2 protein-coding genes are annotated in these 1,003 nt (G+C 68.5%); both read right to left on the bottom strand.

What is annotated here, in order from left to right; translation table 11 throughout:
• Window positions 1-599: NUDIX domain-containing protein (locus A5698_RS07845; protein ID WP_084792326.1), on the bottom strand; the 599-nt coding region annotated here is incomplete at its 3' end.
• The coding region (locus A5698_RS07840) for a glutamine amidotransferase-related protein (protein WP_502688886.1) at window positions 592-1,003 on the bottom strand (412 nt) is incomplete at its 5' end. The genes A5698_RS07840 and A5698_RS07845, both read right to left, overlap by 8 nt.

Here is a 1,003-nt window from a genome sequence, read left to right as displayed (position 1 = left end):
GGGCGCGTATCCCGCTGTGCTGGAAGCAGGTTCGATTGTCGCCGAGGCTTACGACTCCACCGAGGTGTCGGAGCGGCCAGAATACCGCTCACCGCAATGGAATTCACGATCTCGCCGGTGAACACCAGGCGCACCGCCTCGTCGAGCGGATACCACCGCAACGTCAGGTCGGCTTCCTCGTCGTGGGCATCGGGGCGTCCGACGTCGGTCAGCCCGGTGGCCAGGTACACCCGCACGCTCTCGTCGCTGAAGCCCGGCGCGGAGTCCAGGTCAACCAGCACCCGCCAGTCGGTGGCCGAGAGTCCGGCCTCTTCCTTGAGTTCGCGCGCGGCCGTCACGTGTGGCGGTTCGCCGCCGAGGTCGAGCAGGCCGGCGGGCAGCTCCCAGAGGCGTCGCCCCAGCGGATGCCGGTACTGGTAGACCATCGCGATGTTGCGGTCGTCGTCCATCGCGAGCACCGCGACGGCGCCGTAGTGCTCGACGACCTCGCGGCGGACGGTGTGCCCGCCGGGCCTGCTGACCTCGTCGGCGCGCAGCGCGAAGATCTTTCCGACGTAGAGGGTTTCGGAGGCGACCGTCTCGAAGTCGTGGTCAGCCACGGGTCGCGGGCTCTTGCAGCAGGGCTCCGACCTCGTCGGCATGCTCGACGCCATTGGAGCGCTGCTCGGGGATGTCCATACCGGGGAGCCGCTCCTCCGCCTTGTAGTCGAGCGCCGCCCCGACGAACGCGACGAACAGCGGATGCGGCCGGGTGGGCCTGCTCTTGAGTTCGGGGTGCGCCTGGGTGCCGACGATGAAGCGATGCACATCGCGCGGGTATTCGACGAACTCGACGAGGTGCCCGTCCGGGGAGGTCCCGGAGAAGCGCAGACCGCTCTCGGCGATGCGGTCGCGGTACTGGTTGTTCACCTCGTAGCGGTGACGGTGCCGCTCCGACACCTCGGTGGAGTCGTAAGCCTCGGCGACAATCGAACCTGCTTCCAGCACAGCGGGATACGCGCCC

It is taken from the genome of Mycobacterium sp. E136 (assembly GCF_001666865.1).
Taxonomy (GTDB): Bacteria; Actinomycetota; Actinomycetes; order Mycobacteriales; family Mycobacteriaceae; genus Mycobacterium.
The sequence above is the reverse complement of the archived record's forward strand: the minus strand, read 5'-3'. Positions and strand labels throughout refer to the sequence as shown.